A 21,828-nucleotide genomic window follows, 5' to 3' on the forward strand; every position below is an offset into this window, starting at 1 on the left:
GATAGCCGTAAGTGAAAATCAACAGTCAAGATTAACATAGCCTAGTTTTAAACCGCTATTTTTTGAAAAGGAGCAAATAGCAGTTAACAAATCCTCTCATTATTGTGCGGAAATTCTTCTATCTTTATCCCAATAAACATATATTTTACCAATGTCCAATGCCTTTTAAATAAGGGTACCTATACCAACTAAAAGAACATGAGAAACAGGAGGCATCAGATTGAAGAAAATATATGTATTAGACACAAATGTCCTGTTGCAGGACCCAAATTCGATTTTCTCATTTGAAGAAAACGAAGTTGTTATTCCGGCAGTGGTCCTTGAAGAGGTGGATTCAAAAAAGAGGTATATGGATGAAATCGGAAGGAACGCAAGGCAGGTATCAAGACTAATTGACAGCTTAAGAACCACTGGAAAGCTGCACGAAAAAATAAAGCTTGAAAACGGAGGAAGTTTAAAAATAGAAATTAATCATAGGTCGTTCCACGAGCTGCAAGACATTTTTACGGAAAAAACAAATGATAATCGGATTCTTGCTGTCGCTAAGAACCTTTTTCTCGAGGAACAAACAAAGGAAAATGGAAAACCGGTTATTCTTGTAAGTAAAGATGCTCTTGTCCGTGTTAAAGCAGATGCACTTGGTCTAATTTCAGAGGATTTTTTAAGTGACCGGGTCGTGGACTCGGAACAAATTTATACTGGCTTCCAGGAAGTCTTTTTGTCCGCTGAAAAAATGGCTCAATTCTATGAAAAAGGAGAAGTGGTGCTTTCGGAGATATCTAAGGTGCCCTTCTACCCTAATGAATCGCTAATTATGAGGGACGCTTTAGGAGGAAAAGCTTCTGCGCTGGGAATGGTAGATCCGACAGGAAAGAAAGTAAGAAAATTGATTTTTAATCAGGAGCATGTTTGGGGCATACATCCAAGGAATGTTCAGCAAACCCTTGCGGTGGAACTTCTATTAAGAAAGGATATCCCTCTTGTCACACTAATAGGAAAAGCCGGGACTGGAAAAACCCTTTTGGCACTTGCTGCCGGGCTTATGCAGACTGAAGATCTGAGGGAATATAAAAAATTGCTGGTAGCAAGGCCAATTGTTCCGGTTGGCAAAGATCTTGGCTTTTTGCCGGGTGAGAAGCAGGAAAAACTAAAACCGTGGATGCAGCCTATTTTTGATAATCTTGAATTTCTTTTTAATACTAAAAAACCAGGGGAACTGGATGCTATTTTAGCAGGAATGAATTCAATTGAGGTAGAAGCCCTGACGTATATTCGAGGCAGAAGTCTTCCGGATCAATTCATTATTATTGATGAAGCCCAGAATCTTACAAAGCACGAGGTGAAAACAATTCTGACGAGGGTAGGGGAGCGAAGCAAAATAGTACTAATGGGTGACCCTGATCAAATTGACCATCCTTACCTGGATGCTTACAATAATGGATTAACTTATGTTGTAGAAAAGTTTAAGGAGCAATCTGTCTCTGGCAGTATCCGGCTGATGAAGGGTGAAAGATCGGGACTCGCTAGGCTTGCAGCCGATCTTTTATAAGAAAAAGGGCGGTTCAGCCGCCCTTTTGGATTAACTAATTACTATTTCTTTTATGCCTTTAATTGGATTGTTTTTATTGGAGCCATCCCCAAAATAAACATGGACAGGCCCATCATCAAGGAGTGGTTTGCCATTATTCGAAAACCCTAGTATTAAGTCAAAGGCAGTTTCAAGAGGGATCGAATACTCTTCCTCAGCTGCCTTTAGGATTAGTTCTGATGCATCCTCTTTAGGAGAAGCGTTTTGAAGAAACGGTTTAAGAGCTATTCCAAATGTCCCTGTCATAACTTGTTCCTTTTTAAACTTTTTCTCTGATTTCAAAGTAGGAGGAACAATAGCTCCTTCAATAATTTCCCGATCCCAGTGCTTAGAAATCTCTTTTGTGTACTCCTGGAGTTCATCGGAGTCTTTTCTTTCTTGATCAAAATAAGTAGTTAGGTCAATACGCCTATCATCAAATATCCATACACTTGGATCCAGTGTAATGGTATATTTTACGTTCCCCTTAATTGGTATAATTCTTTCCATAGTTTAATCCCCCATTCCATTTCTTCACTAGTAAAGTATAGCCCCTATTTAAAAGAATGTCATACAATCGTTTCTAAATAGTGAATCTTAACCAAAAAAGTGTTATTTTCACTTGCCTATTACTTTTGCTCCATTGGTTCGCTTCCCGCAGGTTTGTCCAGGAGTCTGTCAAACTTGAGCGCCTAGCACCTCGATGTCGCTTTAGCCCTGGAGTTGAAGTAAAGAATGACTCATCGAGGCCCCGGAGGACCATTTAACTTGCCTTCGTGAAGAATTTTCGTACGAAGGCGGTGCAATAGCAGAAGAGAAAGCATCCAGGAATTTACACATTATGCAAATGCATAATTGAGGATTTTTGAGGATTCTCCCACCATCGCTTCTCAACATAGTTGCAAAAACAACCATGAAAACTTTAACCCGTTAGATTATCTTGATGAAGTAAATAGTTTGTTTTGGGTTATTCCTTTTAATGTTCTTGCAATTTCGTGTTTCAAACGGTAAAATTTATAGATAAGTTGGTTAAACGCTCGGAAACGGGGGGATCCATGTTGGCGTCCGAAATGATTATTAATCATCAGGAAAAAGCATACGCCTTGCTTCAGGCTGACGCTGAAAAAATATTGAGGCTGATCAAAGTGCAAATGGATAACCTAACTATGCCACAATGCCCTCTTTATGAAGAGGTGCTTGATACGCAAATGTTTGGTCTATCAAGAGAAATAGATTTTGCAGTTCGGCTCGGCTTAATAGAAGAAAAGGATGGAAAAGCGATTCTGGGTAAACTCGAGAGAGAATTATCTTCGCTTCACGATGCATCCATAAAAAAATAATTCAAAAACAAATGGCTTTCGCCAAGGCGGGTGTCATTTGTTTTTCTTATAGGACTATTGGCATCTTCCAATTAATTCTATTACTTTAAAAAAACTCAAACAATGCAGCTTATTGTTTGAGTTTTTTTGTTACAGGGTTTAAGGTTATTAAAAAATATTGATAAAATGCCTTTTTCCCCAAGTAATAATCTATTTTTTCTATTATAATGAACCTAATAAGACGAATTAAATTAAGGAAGAGGTCAGATGCTAAAAAAAATTATTAAATCCTATGATTATACTTTGATCATTGCTATCGTACTTCTTGCTTGTTTTGGGCTTGTAATGGTTTATAGCGCCAGCATGGTAACAGCCATGCAGCGATACGGTTATGACAGTGACTTTTTCTTTCAAAAACAAAAGATCCACCTTATTCTCGCTGCATTCGTATTTGTTTTAACAGCTCTCTTTCCTTATAAAGCAATGAAAAGTACAAAATTACTATTTCCGATGGTTATCTTTTCTTTAATAGGTCTTGCGGCACTATTTGTATTCGGCCATGTTGCCGGAAATGCGCAAAGCTGGTTTAAGGTTGGAACCAGCAGTCTGCAGCCATCTGAGTTTGTAAAACTATGCGTAATCATTTATATGTCAGCTGTATACGCCAAGAAGCAATCCTACATAAATGAGTTTAACAAAGGGGTAGTTCCTCCATTGGCCTACTTATTCTTAGTTTGCTTGTTTGTCGCCATTCAGCCTGACTTTGGTACAGCCGGAATTATTTTCCTGATTGCTGTTACGATTATTGTTTCATCAGGTATGAATATGAAGAATATTTTACGCCTTATCGCAATGGGTGCTATTACAGCTTTGCCATTTGTACTGATCTTTGCTGGAAAGATTTTTTCAAAGACCCGGATGGGCCGATTCCTTGCATATTCAGATCCGTTTTCGGTTGAACAAGGAGTTGGTTACCATATTGCAAACTCCTATTATGCAATTGGATCCGGAGGTATAAACGGCCTGGGGCTGGGCAAGAGTATTCAAAAGCTGGGGTATTTACCTGAACCGCATACAGACTTTATAATGGCCGTTATTGCTGAAGAGCTTGGTGTTTGGGGAGTTGGCTTTGTAGTAGTTCTCTTAAGTTATATTGTTTTAAGGGGTTTATATGTTTCGATGAAGTGTAAGGATCCTTTTGGAAGCCTTCTGGCAATCGGGATTTCCGGAATGATTGGCATTCAGTCATTCATTAACCTAGGAGGCGTCTCAGGGCTTATTCCGTTGACAGGCGTACCGCTGCCATTTGTAAGCTATGGAGGCTCCTCGCTCATCCAGCTTGCCATCGCATCAGGTATCCTTGTTAATGTTTCCATGTTTGTAAACTATGAAAAAAATTATAAGAATCAAAAAGAACAAACAGAAAAGAACATTAATCCTTTACCAAAAAAAGTTTATCAAATAAAACAATAAAAAAGCTGCTGGCCTTATGCCAGCAGCTTTTTTACAGTCTTTCTATATATTTCTTTTTGTCCTGGAGTATAGAAGCAAAAAATAACTTAAGACGCCAAAAAGACAGGTAATGAAGAAAGCGTGAAGAAGAGCTATATAAAGGTTTAAACGGCTGAAAATAATAAAAGCACCGGCCAGCACCTGTAAAGTTACTAAGATAAATGAGATAATCCAGCCCCAGTATAAGACTTTCTGATCCCGATATTTCTTTACAGCCAGGTAAGTGATGTAGCCTATCCAGATAAAAATCAAACCCGCAGCCATTCTGTGTCCCATTTGGACCCATTCATACATGTTTGAAGGAAGGGCAGGGGAAGTATTTACACAGAGCGGCCAATCCTTACAGACGAGACTTGATTTAGTATGCCTTACAAGCGCTCCTGTATAGATCACGATGTAACTATAGATCGAAAGAAGTACAATATGCCGCCCCATTCTTGAATCAATGACAAGCTTGTCAGCATCGAATTTTTTATCCACTTCAAATATTAAAATTGTCAGAAGAAAAACAGCAGCAAATGAAACCAGTGATATACCAAAATGCAGAGCAAGGATAAAGCTTGATTGTCCCCATTTTACAGCAGCAGCTCCAATCAGCGCCTGCAGCAAAAGAAAAAAGAAAGAAAGGATTGAAAGAAACTTAGTTTCTCTTATATGCCCCATTGCCTTCCAGGACCAGACAGAAAGCGCAAGTACCATGAAACCTCCTGCACCAGACACAAGCCGGTGTGCTAGCTCGATCACCAATTCAGGTGTGATATGAGTGGGGAGGACCTGACCGTTACAGAGTGGCCAGGACTTTCCGCAGCCAGCACCTGAGCCGGTTTTAGTAACAAGTGCTCCTCCTATTAAAATAAATATCATTGCAATGGTAGTTGCGACAGCAAACCATTTTAAAGATCGCCGCAAAAAATTCACCTTCTCGTTAATAGTTCAATAATTTGTCAAAAAATAATCTTAAAAGTATAATAAAACACAATGGAAAATTAAAAATTCCCTAATACATCATAACGAATAAATTCAAAATTGAACAGTTTTCTGCAAATAAAAATCGATTTAAAGTGTTATTTAATCAATATTGTGGATAGTAAAGGGTTTTCACTATTGTTATAGTGGAATAAGTTGAAATCTAGCCGCAAAAATGGTAGAAATGGTAAAAGGATTCTTTTGGAGTTTTTAGAGACAAATGCCTTTGTTCCAAAATATCCCCTTTAAAGGCACTTTTGGCCGCTTTTTCCTTATTTATTCTGGAATATTCCCATTTCTATATTTTTAAAAAAGGCCAGATTAAAATTTCATGAAAATGAATTAAAAATTATACAAAAAAAGTTCACAAAAAACACCAAAAGTGTGATTTAATATACAGAGAAAGTGTTTCGTTTTATGCTTTATTATTTAACAAGATAGTTATAGTAAAAATAGTAAAAAACATAATGCCGGATGGAAGATAGTTGATCCTGCATGTTTCGCTTTTTAGTTTTGTGATAAAGAAATAGGAGGAATATAAATGTCCAATCCGAAGGCTTTAAGTGATGTCGCCGTGGAAGATGGCGCAACTGGCCTACATATAGAAGAAACAAATGCCTGGAAAGACTTTTTGGCTTTAATTAAAATAGGCATCGTTAATTCCAATATGATTACAACCTTCACAGGCGTTTGGCTGGCTCTGCATTTTAGCGGACTGCGTTTTCTCGAGAATTTAGATATAGTATTTTTTACTCTGTTAGGTTCAGCTTTAATTATTGCTGGGGCTTGTGCAATCAATAATTACTATGACAGAGATATCGACCATTTGATGGAACGAACAAAAGTAAGGCCGACTGTTACAGGGAAAGTCATGCCCTGGAAAGTTTTAAGCCTTGGTATTTTCCTAATAGCAATAGGAACTCTGTCACTAGCAATGACGACTTGGACTGCTACTATAATCGGTCTCATTGGTGTTTTCAGCTATGTTGTGCTTTATACAATGTGGTCTAAGCGGCAGCTGGTTTCAAATACACTTATCGGAAGTATTTCCGGAGCTGTGCCGCCTCTAATTGGATGGGCAGCGGTTGATGGAAACCTTGATATAATGGCTTGGTTTTTATTTATATTAATGTTTGTCTGGCAGCCTCCTCATTTTTATGCCCTTGCAATGAGGAGGGTGGAGGAGTATCGGGCTGCTGGCATACCAATGCTCCCTGTTGTAAAAGGATTTAGTACAACTAAAAAGCATATTGTTTTATGGGTGGCAGCTTTGCTTCCTATTCCGTTTTTTCTAACTTCTTTAGGAATCCCATTTCTAATTCTGGCGACTGTTTTAAATATCGGTTGGCTGGTATTGGGGATTTATGGATATAAGATCAAAGACGATATAAAATGGGCAAAACTGATGTTTGTATATTCGCTGCAATACTTGACTATAATTTTCACAGCGATGGTAATTGTCACATTAATATAGTTTTGCTGTTAAGTTCCTCCTTTTGGGGAACCGCCCGATAGGGGGACTTATCATATATTTCATTTGATCATGCATTTCAAAGAAATCATTAGCGAAAGAGGGGTTTGATTAAGCAATGAAAAGGCTTGCGAAGTGGCGTTTGATCTCGTTATTTTCGATCTTAGCGCTTATTCTTTCCGGCTGTGGCCAGCCATATGTGTCAGCGCTCAGGCCAGCTGGAGAAGTTGCAGAAATGCAATATGGTTTAATGAAGCTAAGTACATTAATTATGGTTGGGGTTATCGCAGTTGTAACCGTTATCTTTATCCTGGTAGTAATTAAATTCAGAAGGAAAGATGACAGTGAAATCCCAAAACAGGTGGAAGGCAATCACAAGTTAGAGATTTTATGGACTGTTATTCCTATTTTATTACTTCTCATTCTTGCAGTACCTACTGTAGCAGATGTATTTAAGCTTGCAGACGTTGGTAAGATGGATAAGAAAGGTGCCCATAAAGATGAATTGGTCGTAAAAGTACGTTCCAATCTTTACTGGTGGGAATTCGAATATCCAGACCTTGGTATCGTCACTAGTCAGGAGCTAGTAGTTCCTACAAACAAAAAAGTTTACTTTAGTTTGCATTCTTCAGATGTAAAACACTCTTTCTGGATTCCTGCTGTTGGTGGAAAAATGGACACCAACCCGGATAACGTTAACAAGTTCTGGCTCGAATTTGATGATAAAAAAGCAAATGAAGCCGGAAATCTATTCTATGGTAAATGTGCTGAGCTATGTGGACCTTCCCATGCTCTAATGGACTTTAAAGTTAGAGCAATTAGCCAAAGCAAATTCGATAGCTGGGTTAGCGCTATGAAGGACGTAAAAAAACCGCAGCAGGCAACTTCTGAATTGGCTCAGCAAGGCCAAAAGATTTTCAGCCAAAGCTGTATCGGCTGTCACGCTGTTACACCAACTAACGCAACACCTGAAAAAGCCCGTGTAGCGCCTAACTTGACTAACTTCGGCGAACGTTCACGTGTAGCCGGTGTTTTACCTCATACAAAAGAGGATGTAAAAGCTTGGATTAAAAATCCTGAAAAGTATAAGCCAGGAAACAAAATGACTGGCAAGTATCCTGAAATGTCCGACCAGGAGCTAGACGCTTTGGCTGAGTACCTGATGGGCTTGAAGGTTCAGGATTAATAGGGGAATTAAGAGAAAGGGAGGTAAAATTGTGAGTACCTACGCACAAAAAAAGGGATTCGGCGCAACTTTGTGGGATTTTTTAACAACAGTAGACCATAAAAAAATTGCCATCCTATATTTGATTGCCGGCGGTTTTTTCTTCGTCGTTGGCGGACTTGAAGCGATGTTTATCCGTATACAGCTTGCAGTGCCAAACAATGATTTTGTAAGTGCCGGCCTGTATAATGAAATTTTAACCATGCACGGAACAACCATGATTTTCCTTGCAGCTATGCCACTCGTGTTTGCATTTATGAATGCAGTAATGCCTTTGCAAATTGGTGCAAGGGACGTTGCATTCCCTTTTGTTAACGCTTTGGGATTTTGGCTGTTTTTCTTCGGAGGTGTATTCCTGAATCTTTCTTGGTTCCTGGGAGGCGCACCTGACGCAGGATGGACTTCTTATGCATCATTAGCAATTGCTTCAAAAGGACACGGAATTGACTTCTACGTACTTGGATTGCAAATCTCAGGTATCGGAACCCTTATTGGTGGTATCAATTTCCTTGTAACGATCATCAATATGCGTGCACCAGGCATGACTTATATGCGTATGCCGCTATTCACATGGTCAACATTTGTTACTTCAGCACTTATTTTGTTCGCATTCCCTCCATTAACTGTGGGATTAGTTTTAATGATGTTCGACCGTTTATTCGGAGCTAATTTCTTCGAAGTTGCAATGGGCGGTAATACTGTAATCTGGGAGCACTTATTCTGGATTTTTGGACACCCTGAAGTTTATATCCTTATCTTGCCTGCTTTTGGTATTTTCTCAGAGATATTTGCAATTTTCTCGAGAAAAAGGCTGTTTGGTTATTCTTCCATGGTATTTGCACTAGTTTTAATCGGATTCCTTGGTTTCATGGTTTGGGCTCACCACATGTTCACTACTGGACTAGGACCTGTAGCTAACGCAATTTTTGCAGTTGCAACAATGGCAATTGGTGTACCGACAGGTATTAAGATTTTTAACTGGCTGTTTACAATGTGGGGAGGAAGTGTAAAATTCACAACTCCTATGTTATATGCCGTTTCATTTATCCCATCCTTCGTTGCAGGTGGAGTAACGGGCGTTATGCTTGCATCCGCTGCAGCTGACTATCAGTACCATGATACGTATTTCGTTGTTGCTCACTTCCATTACGTTATCGTAGGTGGGGTAGTATTAGCATTATTGGCTGGAACTCATCTTTACTGGCCAAAAATGTTTGGAACTATGCTTAATGAAACAATGGGAAAAATTACTTTTGTATTGTTCCTTGTTGGATTCCATTTAACTTTCTTCATTCAGCACTTTCTTGGACTATGGGGAATGCCACGCCGTGTGTTCACATACCTTCCTGGTCAAGGATTTGAAACAGCTAACATGGTAAGTACAATAGGAGCCTTCTTTATGGCTGTCGGAGTACTTCTTCTATTGTTCAATATTATTATGACATCTGTGAAAAATGTTAGAGTGGGCAATGACCCATGGGGTGATGGCAGAACACTTGAATGGTCTCTTCCGTCTCCGCCGCCATTTTATAACTTTAAACAGCTTCCTTTAGTTCGTGGATTGGATGCTTACTGGTTAGAAAAAATGGAAGGTAAAAAGGCAATGACACCAGCAGAACCGATTGGTGATATTCATATGCCAAACTCTTCCTTCCTGCCTTTAACAATAGCACTTGGCTTATTTATTGCAGCGTTTGGTGCTATGTATCATGTAGATCATAAGCCATGGGCAATCCCAGTAATGGTAATTGGATTATTGGTAACTTTTGCTTCCATGTTCTTACGTTCTGTTAAAGATGATCATGGATTCCATATCCATAAAGAAGATTTAATGGATGAATCAAATAAGGGGGTTAAGGCATAATGCAAGTTGAAGAAAAATTTACTTATGAAACTTGGCCTGCTCACCCTGAAAAAGCTACCCTTGAAGCAAAAAATAAATTTATGGGCTTTTGGTTATTCTTAGGAGGAGAGACAGTTCTTTTTGCCTCTCTCTTCGCTACCTATCTTGCCTTAAAAGATAAAGTTCCAAATACAAACATGCCGCTTGCCAAAGATTTGTTTGAGCTCCCGCTTACTTTTGCAGCTACAATGTTCCTTTTAACTAGTTCCTTAACTAGTGTGTATGCAATGTACCATATGAAGAACTTTGCATTTAGAAAGATGATGCTTTGGCTTGGCCTTACTGCTCTTTTAGGTGCTGGATTCCTTGGAATGGAGATTTACGAATTCACCAATTATGTACATGAAGGCCATACCTTTACAAGCAGTGCTTTTGGTTCTGCCTTCTATACATTAGTTGGTTTCCATGGAGGCCACGTTGCTTTTGGTCTATTATGGTGTTTAACATTAATGTTCCGAAATTCAAAAAGAGGTTTAAACCTTTACAACGCCCCTAAGTTTTACGTATTCAGCTTATACTGGCACTTTATTGACGTTGTATGGGTATTCATCTTTACAGTAGTATATTTAATGGGAATGGTGGGATAAACTGATGGCTGATCATGAATTTAATTCAGGAAACCCTAGAGTCGACATTGAATATCGCCGTAAAAAAAGCAAAGAAGAAATGCGTTATCAAATCGTTTCTTTTACAATGATGATCTTTTTAACATTTATTGCTTTTGGCATGGTAGCAGCGAAAGACTTTTCACACTGGTTTACAGTGCCAATCATTCTTTTGCTTGCAGTTGTTCAGGTGATTTTCCAATTATATTATTTCATGCATATGAATCAAAAGGGGCATGAAGCACCATCCCTTTTCCTTTTCACAGGTTTGGGAGTAGGTCTTACTGCTATCCTAACTTTTATGACCATCGTTTGGTGGTAATCAAAAGAAAATCGGCGTCTGCCGATTTTCTTTTTGTGTTTAATAGAAGAAACTGTCAACTGAGGAAAAGGACCCTTCTTTGCTTCAAATCGAATTCAGAGGTATAATAAAGACATGTTTTGACAGAGGTGATTATAAGTGCTTTCATTAGATATATTTGGATTTCAGGCGCTTTGGAGCCCATATTTTTTGGTTTCACTGTTAATTGTTTTAGCAATTTACTTTACCCTAACAACACGTTATAGAAATAATTTTAAAGATAGCAGACCTCTTACATTGGGGCAGGGTATTTCTTTTTCAATAGGTATTATTCTATTGTACGGAGCAAAAGGGTCTCCGCTGGACCTAATGGGGCATTTAATGTTTTACGCTCATATGATCCAAATGGCTGTCTTATGTCTGGTTATACCACCGATTTTGATTGTGGGTATTCCAGAGTGGATGTGGAGAGCGATACTAAAACTTCCCATCATAAAGTCTGTTTTTAGAGTAATGACAAAGCCACTGATAGCTCTCATTGTATTTAACGGCTTATTTTCTATTTACCATATCCCCTTGGTTTTTGATAATATTATGCAAAGCATGTTCCTTCATGCCACTTATACAGTGATACTTTTTATTACAGCAATCTTTATGTGGTGGCCACTGGTTAATCGCTTGGAAGATTATCAAACGCTAAACGGGCTAAAAAAAGTTGGCTATATTTTTGGAGATGGGATATTGCTTACACCGGCCTGTGCCCTTATTATTTTCGCAAATGACCCAATGTATGTCACTTTTTCTGATCCCCATGCCTGGGGAGAAATGATGAAATTATGTGTACCTCCGGCTACATTAGCAAGCCTGAATTTGAGTGGACCTGAATTATTCAATTCAATGTCTTTAATTCACGATCAGCAGCTGGGCGGAGTGTTAATGAAAGTTATTCAGGAAATTGTTTATGGAACAGTATTGGGACAGGTATTCTTTGAATGGTACCGTAAGGACCAGGAAGAATCCCAATTAGAGATTACTAACTCTCTTAACCCAGAAATAAACAGCACACTGAACCCTTCTCCTAGTAAATAAAGTATCAAGATCTCCCTTAAAGGGGGATTTTTTATTAGATTCTTAGCAGAATCGCATGCTTTTTTACAAAAAGAATTGCTCTTTTATACTTTTTTTAAAATAGGATTTGTAAAATCAGGACAAGTAAACTAAAATTATGGGTGAATAAAATAAAAGCGAGGACTTATACATGAATGCTTCATTGCCCGTTTTACCTACAATAAGTACATCATTCATTGTTTTGAGTGCTGTTACAGTTGCGATTGGATGGTGGCAAATCCGCCGGAAAAATATTGAGGCTCATAAAAAGACGATGATTGCCGCCGCAATATTTGCCCTTATTTTCTTTTTGATTTATGCGAGCAGAACCGTTTTTATCGGAAATACTTCCTTTGGCGGACCCGCCAATGTCAAACCTTATTACACTATATTTTTAATTTTTCACATTACACTGGCAACAACCGGAGCAGTTTTTGGGATTGTCACACTTCTTACCGGGTTTAAAAATAAATTGTCCAAGCACCGTAAGCTGGGACCAATTACAAGTATTATTTGGTTTTTTACAGCTATAACAGGAGTAGCAGTTTATCTACTACTGTACGTATTTTATCACGGCGGGGAAACAACCTCCGTAATCAAAGCTATATTAGGTTTCTAAAACCAAAAGTACCCTTTCTGGGTGCTTTTTTTGATTTTATAAGTTTGTGTTAAAGCATATAGTTAATTTGGCAGAATGTTAATTGGAGAGGAAGCTGTAGGACACCTTGAAAGTACTTTCGCATTTCCTTCAAGCCTGATTATTCAAGAATGCAGCATAAAGTCCAATAGAAGGGAATGGAGGTCCTTGGAGAGTATGCAGGCACATAGGGCAGAGGAGGTTCCTTTACCGCACGTGGAAAGTGAGTGCCTAAAGCGGAAATCAACATCAGATTTAAAAGGAATTGATTTGTTTTTATCGAATTTTATTAGAAGGTGGTGGATTTATGGATATTAATAAATTAACAGAAGAACAGTATCAAGATTCTATGGAGCTTTCAATGTATGCTTTTCAGTATAAAATTAAAGATGAAGATATACCAAAGAGAAAAGAAATGCTAAAAAATCATACAATTTTAGGGGTTTATCAACAAGAACAATTGGCTGCCAAACTTCATATTATTCCTCTGGAAATAATAATGCCTGGGGGACCATGGAAAATGGGAGGTATTGCAGGGGTTGCAACATATCCTGAATTTCGTCGAAAAGGGTTGGTTAATGCTTTATTAAAGGAGGCACTTAGGGAAATAAAGGAAGAAGGACAAATTGTGTCTTTCCTCCATCCATTTGATATTGCTTTTTATCGCAAATTCGGCTGGGAGATTTTCACGGAGAATCGGCAAATAACAATTCAATGTAAAGACTTACAATTCGTCGGTAAGGCAAATGGTACTATAAATAGATTTTCAAAAGAAACTCATACCAGGGAAATAGAAGATATTTATCATTCATACGCAACCCGTTTCACTGGAATGCTGGCAAGGGATAGAGATTGGTGGAATCATAATATTTATCAAGATGAAAAAGTGGCAGTCTATTACGATGAAAACAACAATGAAGCTAAAGGTTATATCCTTTATAAAATAAAGGATAGGAAAATGGATGTGCAGGAATTAGTCGTTTTGAATCAGGAAGCAAGGGAAGGCTTATGGAATTTTGTTTGCCAGCATGACTCCATGGTTGACACAGTAACATTACTGGTTTCAGTTCATGATCCGTTTCCTTATTTTTTAAAACAGCCAAAACAGAAGACGGAAGTATATCCTTATTTTATGGCTAGAATTGTTGATGCTGAAGAATGCCTGAAAAGATATGTTTTTCGTCAGGGATCGGAATCGGTCTTTATTCATTTAGAGGATGATATAGCTCCATGGAACAATGGAAGCTATTTAATAGGAGGTACGGAAGTCAAAGTTTTCAAAGAAAAGTCAGGAAGTACCTGTACCCATCGCCCTAAAAAAGGAATCTCTCTTAATATTAATACTTTAACAGCTATACTTTTTGGATATAAGAGACCTAATGAGTTATTTGAATTAGGATACATTGAAGGAAATTCTTCGGAAGTAGATAAGCTTGAACATATAATCCCCTATATGAAACCATTCTTTTATGATTTCTTTTAATTAAACAAAAGAGGATTTCCAATGGAAGTCCTCTTTCTCTATTGTAAAAATACTAAATCTTAAACTTCACTTTTATAATGCCTGCTTCCTTTGCAGTAGTATAAATAATAAGAAGTAATGGGCCCAGTATAAAGCCAAGAATTCCTACTACTTTGATCCCCAAATACATAGCTATTAGCGTAGACAGAGGTGAGAGGCCCATGTGGGTACCCATCACTTTTGGTTCTACTGTCCGCCGAATAATTAATAAAATCGCTGCAAGAATGGCAAGCTTAGTGCCTGTCGAAACGTCTCCTATAGCAAACTCGTATAGACTCCATGGACCAAGTAAAATAATAGAACCAAGTATTGGTATAAAGTCAATTCCCCAAATAACTAGGGAGACAACAAGAGCAGTATCAGGAGAAATTATAACCAGGCCGATTAAGGAAACAATAAAAATAATCACACTAACCATAAACTGTGCCTTAAAAAAACCGAGAAAGACATAGGAAAGCCTGGAAGTCATGAAGCTCACTTTTTCAGCTGTTTTTTCGGAAAGATGATTATAAGTTTTAAGCTTTAAGGCAGGCAGTTCCAGTAAAAATAAAAATAGAGCTATTAAATAAACAAGAAAATTAACTAAATAATTAGGAATGTTTGTCAATACTACTTTTAAGTTGTTTACATTTACATATGTGAGAAGGTCCGCTTTCAGGTTATTAAGGAAGCTTTCTACCTGTGAACTTATCTCACTTACAATCTCATCTGGGAGGTCTCTTGAGGCAGATATATAACTCTTTTGCACATTATGCCATGAACTGGTTACTTCGTTTATGTATTGGGGAGCGTGGTTAACTATTTTCACTGCTTCGGTAATGACTTTTGTAGTAACAAAATACCCACCAAGAGATAGTAAAAACACAAACACAAGAAACACAGTTATAACCGCTGTCCGGTGCTTTATTTTTAAAATTTGTTCCAGCTTTAGGCAAGCCGGGTTTAGAAGAGCGGCTGTAAAGAAAGCTAAAATTAATGGCAAAGAAACGGGCAATATAAAATATAGCAGAAGAATAATGATGGCAAAAACCAATAAATAAACCAGATTTTTTTTTGAGAAAATGACTTTCAATAGCGTACCCCTTTCCCTGAGCAAATGAAAAAAATAAAAAGATTGAACAATTAAATTATATTACGCATTTAATGGAATAAACAATGTAATTTGCTCTTATACCCTATTTATTTCAAATCGAATTGAAGGCGGCGGTAATGCTATGGGTCCCAAAAGCATTACAGAGGAAACAATCCAGACTATTGCCCAAGTTTTGTTGGCGATCATTGAATCAGCTGCAAAAGAATATAATTTTATTCTTACAGGCTCCTATTCCCCAAAGAATATTTTTTATCCAAAAGAAAAAATGCTTGTCCGGTATAAAGGAATTGTTGTCCAGCCTAAAGAAGATGGAGTAACAGTAGATGTATTTGTTCTTTCTCAAGGTTATGAGCATGTCATTAATAGGGTTAAAAAGCTTCAAGAACAAATCTTTCATGATGCAAATAGCCTGATTGGCAACCTTGTAAAAGAAATTAATATTAGTCTGGAAAAAGTAAAAAAGGCGCAGGATTGATGCGCCTTTTTATTTTTTGCGTATTTTATTAGTTCAGGAAATCTGGTGATTACTCTGCAAATTTCTCTGTTTCAGCTTTTATATCTGAGAGAATCTTTTTGCATTGGTTAACAAGTGATTCAGGGAAATTTTCGCCTTCCCCATATTCTACGCCGTGCGGGTAATAGTGCTTACCAAGAAGTGGTGTCATTAGCTGAATTATTGCCTTGTGAGAACCAACATCACCTTCAACTGCATAGCCAAAAATGCGCAGATAGTAAACGCCGTCTTTTAATTCGAACTTGCGATCGTATGTAACTCGCTCATAATCCCATTGGCCTTCACGAACAAGGCGGTGGTCTAGCATGACTTCATCCAGACGGTTTAATTCCGCCTTTAAATTTTCGATTCCAATACCCTCGAATTTCATAAATAAAACCCTCCTGCAACAATTCCATAATATGAGTGTTTGCTATCACCAAGTATGAACAATTTAAATTCAATTTAATAATAGTTGAAAACGTTACAACTTGCAATGAATACATCAATTGAAGTAAGAGATTCATCCTCTAGACAAAGAAATTATCTTGTAGAATATTATGGACTTTATTGGAAAAGCTATTTGAAGAAACTTATGTTTTGGGACTTTCATTGGAGGTATTTGAGTTGGAAAAGATAAGGGATATTATGACAGACGAAGTAGAATGCTGCACTCTTTTGGATAATGTGTTTGAGGTTGCTGTAAAAATGAAGAATTTGAATGTTGGTGCTATTCCAATTGTAGAAGAAAAGAAATTGGTAGGAATGATTACGGACCGGGATATTGTCGTAAGAGGTGTTGCTGAAAAGCATCCAGGTTCTACTAAGGTAGAGGATATCATGAGCAGTGAATTAATTACAATTTCTCCTGATGCTACAAGCCAGGAAGCTGTTCGTTTGATGTCTGAGCATCAAATAAGAAGACTGCCTGTTGTAGACAACGGAGAGTTAATAGGGATTGTATCTTTGGGAGATTTTGCAATAAGACAATTATCCGACGACCAGGCAAAAGAGGCCTTGTCTGACATTTCGGAACAAAAATATAATAATCTACAGCATTAGAAAGGGGTGCCAATAGGTGCCTCTTTTTACGCTGATAAAGAATGGTGTCAGTATTTTTATTGATTCTTGGTAAATTAAATATTAAAAATGGTATAATAATTTTAATACATATCGATTTACTTTGGGCAAAGACGGGGAGGGGCAGCCTCTGCAAACACTTTTTAGGATTCTTATTATTTCTGCGGTAATTTTAGTGGTGGGCTTTTATATGAATTTGAATGACCGCAGCAGTAAAGATGTTTTAATAAAAGAAAACTCCGGGGCCCATTATAAAGAGCCGGAAGCTTTAAGAAGTCCCGACAAAACTGCTACTAATAAACGAGAACAGCCAAATGAAGGGTTATCAACATTAATAGGAAAAAATGTAAATGAATTAGTTAAACAGTGGGGGCAGCCTTCACGGATTGATCAAACCATCTATGGTTATGAATGGTATATCTATAAAAAAGATAATGCTCATTATTTTCAGGCGGGCGTGGAAAATAAGAAACTGGTAACTATTTTTGCTGTCGGTAAGGATCTTAACGCATCCCCATTTGAACTAGGGGAATCGGTTGAAGAAATTTTTAATACCCAGTTTTTTGATGCGAATATTAGCATAAAACTGGAAGGAAACATTTTCCGATTTGAACTTAATGATACAGACCTAAATACAAGGCCTCTTCTGCAGTTAGGCGATATTTTTGCCCAGCTGTATATAGATAAGTTTACTGGCACTCTTTCAAGTGTTCGTTTTCTTGATGCTGCAACTCTAGTCAAGCAAAGACCTTATGAACTTGTTTACCGGGGCCAGCTTCTTGATCCAATTCAGCCAGATCAGGATAAATGGCACTCTATTGAAGAAGGTACCGAGAAAGAAATCTTTGATCTGACAAATGTGTTACGCTCTCGTTATGATTTGAAGTCATTGGAATGGGATGAAAAACTTTCGAAAGCTGCTTATGCGCACAGTGAGGACATGGCAGAAAATAATGATTTTGCCCACACTTCAAAGAAATTCGGTACGCTTTCAGACCGCCTGAAAAAAGCAGAGGTAACCTTTCAGTCAGCTGGAGAAAATATAGCTGCCAAATATACAGATGGACCTGCAGTAGTCGAAGGATGGCTGAACAGCAAAGGGCACCGTGACTCTCTGTTAAATAAGGATTTTACTCATTTGGGAGTCGGCGTTTACAAAAAATATTATACTCAAAACTTTATCCAAAAGTATGAGAAATAAAAATAGAAGCGGATGTGCCCGTTAGCCTTGTGCCTGTTAAGCCATTTAAGTACAGGACAAGAATGATTTATCTCATTAGAAAAGGAAGCTTCAAACTGAAGCTTCCTTTTGATCATTTACCGGACCCTCGGGGAAATATCGGTTGCAATAAAATTGTTTTTGCTTCCACTGCCCGACGAATTGATACCTTTTACCGATTTGAAATTCGTCACTTACAAAGTTTTTTGTAAGTGGTATTACTTTTTTAACAGCAATAGATAAAGTTCCTGTCTCCACTTGAAGCTCCTGTACAAAAATAAAACGTTGATAATAAAATCTTTGTTTTTCAGTAGAGATTGATTTTATAATCCCTTCAACAACCGCTTCTTCATTAAAATTCCCCGCATTCTTCCACTTCGTATCATTTTCTTTCATTTCTTTTCTGGTTAAAAGGAAAAAATATATACATATAATTGGAATAACAATTGCTGTTACCATACCAGTGTTAACCCCTCCGCAAACCGCCTGGACTACTCATATGGCGAGCTTCTGTTTCCTTTTGATTTTACATTAAAAGCCCAAATAAAACGAGATAAATGGAAAAGAGGTTTCACCAATAACGAAAAACGACATATGGTATTATAGGCGAGGGATTTATGACAGAGGTGAAAATTTATGGAACAAAAAAAATTGCACCCTTCTGTGTTGAAGTTCAGGGAGTTTGTGAAAAACAATCCGGGAGTTTTATCGGAGGTTAAAAGCGGAAAAACAAGCCTTCAGGATTTGTATGAAGAATGGTACCTGCTTGGCGAAGAGGATGAGAGATGGCAGCAGTTTAAGGAAACAGGGGATTCCACCGAATCAGATGAAAAGAAAAACAGCGGCGGTGAGAAGAAATCTGAATGGATGGGGCAGATAGCTAATATGGCTAAAAAAATGGATCCTGTTCAGATGCAGGTATTTATTAATAATGCCAGCCAGGCCCTCGGGGCAATACAGGGATTATTATCCCAGTTTCAGGGTTCAGGTCAAATCAATCAGCCAGGCCCATCAAAGCCTGCAGAAGGTCCAAAACATCCTTTCCATTTTAGAAAAGATTAAGAAGGAAGGAACCTAATGAGATGAGAAGAGAAGTCCTAGAATACTTGGATAGCAAAAAAGAATTAAAGCAGTTTGTCAGGGAACAGCCCATTTGGTACAGAAAGCTGACCAGAAATCCTTATGAGCTGGAAGCACTCGAGATTGCTTCCTTACATCATTATAAAAAAACAGTTCCCCATCAGGTGGAGAAGTTTACAAATGGGGTACAGATGGCCTCTATGATGTTTCAAATGTTCCAGGCAATGAAAAACCAGGGGTAAAAGCGCACATAAACAGACTATGTGCGCTTTTATTTTGTATAAAATTATTTAATGATTTGAATAGTGTCCTTTAGCCTGTTCCTTTGTTCTTAAGAGTAAAAAAAAGAGGGAATGCGAACAATACAGGCATAAGGAGTGATGAAATTGAAAAGGAAACTTACTGGATTCATCGCAATGATACTCTTGCTTAGTATTTTTGCAGGCTGCCAAAGAGATATACCAAAACCGAGGGCGAAAGCAAGTATTGTTAAGGCTGCAGAACAAAAACCGGATAACAGCTCTTTTTCACAAAGAATTGACACTGTCAAAAAGGACTTTAGCGTGCATTATGACATAAGAGGAAAAAATCTGCTAATTGAATGCATGGTTAATGGAGTTTCATTTCGGCAGAATGATCCTACTCAAAAGAAAATAGGAAAAATAGCTGTTTGGGTTGATGGTGAAAAAAAGGAAGAGGTAGCTTCAGCTGCGTTTATAGTAAGAAATCTATCACCTGGTGCCCATCGCATAAAGCTTGATATTTTAAACTTAGAAAATAAACCTTACGGGATGAGCAGAGAGTTTTTGGTAAATATCCCTAATTAAATCGAAAATTTCACTTTCTTATTTTAACCATGGTAGAATAAGGAGTGGAGGTGGGCTCATGCTAGCAACACTTGAAAGAATTGAGCTATTGGATCAAGCCGAAAATTTAAGCCGGATGATTATTGACTCTGATGTAGCAGAAAATTATTACATTTGTTTATATAAATTACAGTCCAATCAGGAGGCCCAAAGGAAAATACGCCATTTCGCCAACCTGAAGGAACAATACGAGGATGTTCAGCGATTCGGAAAATACCATCCTGATTATAAAAAGGTTATGATGGAAATCCGTGTAGCCAAAAGGGAGATGGACCTTGATTTTCACGTAGGAGAGTTTAGGAAAGCTGAAAATGATCTGCAGGATTTATTGAACCATATCAGTGTCCTAATAGGCGGGGCAGTTTCGCGAAATGTGAAAGTACCAACAGGGAATCCCTTTTTTGATACAGCTTCGAGCTGTGGCGGCGGCTGCGGTTCTGGCGGCAGCTGTGGATGTTCTGCATAAAACGGCATAAATGCCGTTTTTTTTAATTTAGTCTTGTTGATAAAACCAGCCAAAGTTATTGAAATCTAGCTTAAAACCCAGCCAGTTTCTTCGGGATATGCTTTTTTTGAATATCTTGTGATGATCATGTCCGAGGGGGCAATAAGCCAAGCCACTCCAGAAAACAGGATAAGGAACGCTTAGGAAGCATCAACGTCGCACGAAGGAAAGGCTTCAGCTTTGCCGAGGCTGACTGCATGATTCGTCTTATTCCTGTCGGAGGCCGACAGGAAGCGGGTCAGAAAGGCGTTGCTGCAAGTAGGGCGTTCTTAAAGCCTGTTTCAAATGGAACGGGCGCATGCGCTTTTCTTAGCTAATCAGAATTTATATCCCTAAATTCTGAACGCACGACGGACAGGATAAGGAAGGCTTCGTCAGCAATATCATCGCACGAAGGAAAAGCACTAGCTTTTCCGAGGAAGTCCTAGTTCGGCGAAAGGCACAGGACAAGGAAAGCTTCGTCAGCTTTGCCTCGCACGAAGAAAAAGCATAGCTTTTTCGAGGATGTGCCGATTTGAACGTGATAAGCAAAACTAAGGCATACGCCAAAAAGGACTTGGCGAATGCCAAGTTTTTCTAATGTCCCAGAAGAACCCACATATTACTTGACTGTTGGCTACCTTGCAGAAAGATAATCGTTTTGAAACCTTACGCAATCATCACATAGATTACCGCAGCAAAACATTTTTTTTTGCGGAACATAAAACCGGTGTCTAAAAACCAATAAGGACTTTTCTTTCCGTACAAAAACCGTTTGACTGTGAAGGCGTTTTCCTTGCATTGCTTTGGCCGCTGATTGCATAATAGCTTTTTGAATATCTTCGACCTGGGTTCTCTCCCTTTGCATAATATAAAGGAAGGGGATACCGGTGACCTTTTTCCATTCCGCTTTTTCAATTATAGAACTGGAGGATTGGAGCATGAAGATGAATTTTTCCCATACAAGATCTAAATCCATAAACTTCACCTACTTATTATTGTTAGAATTTTGGGAAGTAATTTATGTTTAAATTGAAATCTATTGCTTTTTTATGCTAGACTAATAAAAACTAGTGCATTTAAGGGGAAAAAAATATGATTGGACAGAGACAGGGATTGGTTATATGGCTCTATTCCTTAAAGCAGGCTAAAATGCTGAGAAGATTTGGCAACGTTCATTATGTCTCGAAGAGATTGAAATATGTAGTCCTCTATTGCAATCAGGAAGACTTGGAAGGCATTATGGAGAAATTAAACTCCTATTCTTTCGTTAAGAAAATTGAACCGTCATATAAACCGTTTTTGAAAATGGAGTATGAAAACTCAGCTCCTGACAAAGCAAAAGAATACGATTATAAAATGGGGATTTAAAGGTGGG

General features: G+C 38.1%; 25 protein-coding genes. 19 read left to right on the top strand and 6 right to left on the bottom strand.

Annotated elements, in window-relative coordinates; all coding sequences use genetic code 11:
• Positions 1 to 220 precede the first annotated feature (220 nt).
• On the top strand, positions 221 to 1,549 hold the full coding sequence (locus tag AC3WR0_RS00355) for a PhoH family protein (protein ID WP_492550493.1): 1,329 nt from the start codon (positions 221 to 223) through the stop codon (positions 1,547 to 1,549).
• 30 nt (positions 1,550 to 1,579) lie between these two features.
• On the opposite strand, the gene AC3WR0_RS00360 is transcribed toward AC3WR0_RS00355, so the two are convergent.
• A complete protein-coding gene (locus tag AC3WR0_RS00360) occupies positions 1,580 to 2,077 on the bottom strand; it encodes a peptidyl-prolyl cis-trans isomerase (RefSeq protein WP_492550494.1) in 498 nt (165 codons plus the stop codon).
• A gap of 548 nt (positions 2,078 to 2,625) precedes the next feature.
• Here AC3WR0_RS00360 and AC3WR0_RS00365 point away from each other — a divergent pair.
• Together AC3WR0_RS00365 and AC3WR0_RS00370 are read left to right on the top strand one after the other, a co-directional pair.
• Positions 2,626 to 2,907 carry an Fpa/YlaN family protein gene (locus tag AC3WR0_RS00365; RefSeq protein ID WP_027323245.1) on the top strand — a complete coding sequence of 94 codons (282 nt, stop codon included), beginning with the start codon at positions 2,626 to 2,628 and terminating at the stop codon, positions 2,905 to 2,907.
• A gap of 246 nt (positions 2,908 to 3,153) precedes the next feature.
• Positions 3,154 to 4,359 carry an FtsW/RodA/SpoVE family cell cycle protein gene (locus AC3WR0_RS00370; protein WP_492550495.1) on the top strand — a complete coding sequence of 402 codons (1,206 nt, stop codon included), beginning with the start codon at positions 3,154 to 3,156 and terminating at the stop codon, positions 4,357 to 4,359.
• 42 nt (positions 4,360 to 4,401) lie between these two features.
• Here the strand turns inward: AC3WR0_RS00370 and AC3WR0_RS00375 are convergent, their stop codons facing one another.
• Positions 4,402 to 5,307 carry a COX15/CtaA family protein gene (locus AC3WR0_RS00375; protein WP_492550496.1) on the bottom strand — a complete coding sequence of 302 codons (906 nt, stop codon included), beginning with the start codon at positions 5,305 to 5,307 and terminating at the stop codon, positions 4,402 to 4,404.
• Between the two features lie 598 nt (positions 5,308 to 5,905).
• Between AC3WR0_RS00375 and cyoE the strand changes: the two genes are divergently transcribed.
• The 8 genes from cyoE (at position 5,906) to AC3WR0_RS00415 (ending at position 14,096) form a co-directional block, all read left to right on the top strand.
• Complete coding sequence (gene cyoE / locus AC3WR0_RS00380) at positions 5,906 to 6,838, top strand: heme o synthase (RefSeq protein WP_492550497.1); 933 nt, start codon at positions 5,906 to 5,908, stop codon at positions 6,836 to 6,838.
• A gap of 115 nt (positions 6,839 to 6,953) precedes the next feature.
• Positions 6,954 to 8,021, top strand: coding sequence for a cytochrome c oxidase subunit II (gene coxB, locus AC3WR0_RS00385; protein ID WP_492550498.1), 1,068 nt, complete (start codon positions 6,954 to 6,956; stop codon positions 8,019 to 8,021).
• A 31-nt stretch (positions 8,022 to 8,052) separates the two neighbouring features.
• Positions 8,053 to 9,924: a cytochrome c oxidase subunit I gene (gene ctaD / locus AC3WR0_RS00390; protein WP_492550499.1), complete on the top strand. Its 1,872-nt coding sequence runs from the start codon at positions 8,053 to 8,055 to the stop codon at positions 9,922 to 9,924.
• Positions 9,924 to 10,550 (top strand): cytochrome (ubi)quinol oxidase subunit III, encoded by a 627-nt coding sequence (locus AC3WR0_RS00395; RefSeq protein WP_027323251.1) that lies wholly within the window; start codon positions 9,924 to 9,926, stop codon positions 10,548 to 10,550. Before ctaD ends, AC3WR0_RS00395 begins: the two co-directional genes overlap by 1 nt.
• A 4-nt stretch (positions 10,551 to 10,554) precedes the next feature.
• Positions 10,555 to 10,890: a cytochrome c oxidase subunit IVB gene (ctaF, locus tag AC3WR0_RS00400; protein ID WP_027323252.1), complete on the top strand. Its 336-nt coding sequence runs from the start codon at positions 10,555 to 10,557 to the stop codon at positions 10,888 to 10,890.
• 138 nt (positions 10,891 to 11,028) lie between these two features.
• Positions 11,029 to 11,958: a cytochrome c oxidase assembly factor CtaG gene (gene ctaG / locus AC3WR0_RS00405; protein ID WP_027323253.1), complete on the top strand. Its 930-nt coding sequence runs from the start codon at positions 11,029 to 11,031 to the stop codon at positions 11,956 to 11,958.
• Between the two features lie 169 nt (positions 11,959 to 12,127).
• Entirely contained in the window at positions 12,128 to 12,595 is a 468-nt protein-coding gene (locus AC3WR0_RS00410; RefSeq protein WP_492550500.1) for a DUF420 domain-containing protein, read from the top strand.
• Positions 12,596 to 12,920: 325 nt separating this feature from the next.
• A complete protein-coding gene (locus tag AC3WR0_RS00415; protein ID WP_492550501.1) occupies positions 12,921 to 14,096 on the top strand; it encodes a GNAT family N-acetyltransferase in 1,176 nt (391 codons plus the stop codon).
• Positions 14,097 to 14,148: 52 nt separating this feature from the next.
• On the opposite strand, the gene ytvI is transcribed toward AC3WR0_RS00415, so the two are convergent.
• A complete protein-coding gene (ytvI, locus tag AC3WR0_RS00420; protein WP_492550502.1) occupies positions 14,149 to 15,207 on the bottom strand; it encodes a sporulation integral membrane protein YtvI in 1,059 nt (352 codons plus the stop codon).
• Positions 15,208 to 15,349: 142 nt separating this feature from the next.
• Between ytvI and AC3WR0_RS00425 the strand changes: the two genes are divergently transcribed.
• Positions 15,350 to 15,703, top strand: a complete 354-nt coding sequence (locus tag AC3WR0_RS00425) for a hypothetical protein (protein WP_492550503.1) — start codon at positions 15,350 to 15,352, stop codon at positions 15,701 to 15,703.
• A 49-nt stretch (positions 15,704 to 15,752) separates the two neighbouring features.
• Here the strand turns inward: AC3WR0_RS00425 and AC3WR0_RS00430 are convergent, their stop codons facing one another.
• Complete coding sequence (locus AC3WR0_RS00430) at positions 15,753 to 16,112, bottom strand: YugN family protein (RefSeq protein WP_027323258.1); 360 nt, start codon at positions 16,110 to 16,112, stop codon at positions 15,753 to 15,755.
• 236 nt (positions 16,113 to 16,348) lie between these two features.
• On the opposite strand from AC3WR0_RS00430, the gene AC3WR0_RS00435 reads away from it, so the two are divergent.
• Together AC3WR0_RS00435 and AC3WR0_RS00440 are read left to right on the top strand one after the other, a co-directional pair.
• Complete coding sequence (locus AC3WR0_RS00435; RefSeq protein WP_492550504.1) at positions 16,349 to 16,783, top strand: CBS domain-containing protein; 435 nt, start codon at positions 16,349 to 16,351, stop codon at positions 16,781 to 16,783.
• Positions 16,784 to 16,991: 208 nt separating this feature from the next.
• On the top strand, positions 16,992 to 18,002 hold the full coding sequence (locus AC3WR0_RS00440; protein ID WP_492550505.1) for a CAP domain-containing protein: 1,011 nt from the start codon (positions 16,992 to 16,994) through the stop codon (positions 18,000 to 18,002).
• A gap of 90 nt (positions 18,003 to 18,092) precedes the next feature.
• Here the strand turns inward: AC3WR0_RS00440 and AC3WR0_RS00445 are convergent, their stop codons facing one another.
• Positions 18,093 to 18,479: a hypothetical protein gene (locus tag AC3WR0_RS00445; protein WP_492550506.1), complete on the bottom strand. Its 387-nt coding sequence runs from the start codon at positions 18,477 to 18,479 to the stop codon at positions 18,093 to 18,095.
• A 177-nt stretch (positions 18,480 to 18,656) separates the two neighbouring features.
• Between AC3WR0_RS00445 and AC3WR0_RS00450 the strand changes: the two genes are divergently transcribed.
• The 4 genes from AC3WR0_RS00450 to AC3WR0_RS00465 all read left to right on the top strand — a co-directional run bounded on the left by AC3WR0_RS00450 (position 18,657) and on the right by AC3WR0_RS00465 (position 20,432).
• Positions 18,657 to 19,082, top strand: coding sequence for a YlbD family protein (locus tag AC3WR0_RS00450; protein ID WP_492550507.1), 426 nt, complete (start codon positions 18,657 to 18,659; stop codon positions 19,080 to 19,082).
• Between the two features lie 20 nt (positions 19,083 to 19,102).
• The gene (locus AC3WR0_RS00455; protein ID WP_027323262.1) at positions 19,103 to 19,342 is read left to right on the top strand and encodes a YlbE-like family protein; all 240 of its coding nucleotides are present in this window, start codon (positions 19,103 to 19,105) and stop codon (positions 19,340 to 19,342) included.
• Positions 19,343 to 19,486: 144 nt separating this feature from the next.
• Positions 19,487 to 19,927 carry a hypothetical protein gene (locus tag AC3WR0_RS00460; RefSeq protein ID WP_492550508.1) on the top strand — a complete coding sequence of 147 codons (441 nt, stop codon included), beginning with the start codon at positions 19,487 to 19,489 and terminating at the stop codon, positions 19,925 to 19,927.
• Positions 19,928 to 19,985: 58 nt separating this feature from the next.
• Complete coding sequence (locus AC3WR0_RS00465; RefSeq protein ID WP_027323264.1) at positions 19,986 to 20,432, top strand: YlbF family regulator; 447 nt, start codon at positions 19,986 to 19,988, stop codon at positions 20,430 to 20,432.
• Positions 20,433 to 21,087: 655 nt separating this feature from the next.
• On the opposite strand, the gene AC3WR0_RS00470 is transcribed toward AC3WR0_RS00465, so the two are convergent.
• Positions 21,088 to 21,429, bottom strand: coding sequence for a hypothetical protein (locus tag AC3WR0_RS00470; protein ID WP_492550509.1), 342 nt, complete (start codon positions 21,427 to 21,429; stop codon positions 21,088 to 21,090).
• 116 nt (positions 21,430 to 21,545) lie between these two features.
• Between AC3WR0_RS00470 and AC3WR0_RS00475 the strand changes: the two genes are divergently transcribed.
• The gene (locus AC3WR0_RS00475; protein WP_027323267.1) at positions 21,546 to 21,821 is read left to right on the top strand and encodes a YlbG family protein; all 276 of its coding nucleotides are present in this window, start codon (positions 21,546 to 21,548) and stop codon (positions 21,819 to 21,821) included.
• Positions 21,822 to 21,828: the final 7 nt, after the last annotated feature.

Source organism: Neobacillus sp. FW104-15D2, from assembly GCF_058790155.1.